A 224-nucleotide genomic window follows, 5' to 3' on the forward strand; every position below is an offset into this window, starting at 1 on the left:
TGAAATTGTCGACTACTTGTTTGTCAGCTCAAACCCAGTAACGGAGTTTACTGCCGGGCAACAGACCGAATTAACTCCAAGAAGTGGATACAGTTCAATCGTCGCAATAACAGACGACCGCATCCTGCTCCTCATCGCGCGAAAACCGACCAACAACAAAAGAGAGATTCAGTACAGCAATATTGAGGAATTTAAAATCGAGCCAACATCCAACCTTTCTATCG

General features: G+C 44.6%; 1 protein-coding gene. It reads left to right on the top strand.

What is annotated here, in order from left to right; all coding sequences use genetic code 11:
* Nucleotides 1–224: sialidase family protein (locus EXE42_RS20050; RefSeq protein WP_206750792.1), on the top strand; the 224-nt coding region annotated here is incomplete at both ends.

Origin of the sequence: Halorubrum sp. SP3 (genome assembly GCF_005435195.1) — an archaeon.
Classification (GTDB): Archaea; Halobacteriota; Halobacteria; order Halobacteriales; family Haloferacaceae; genus Halorubrum; species Halorubrum sodomense.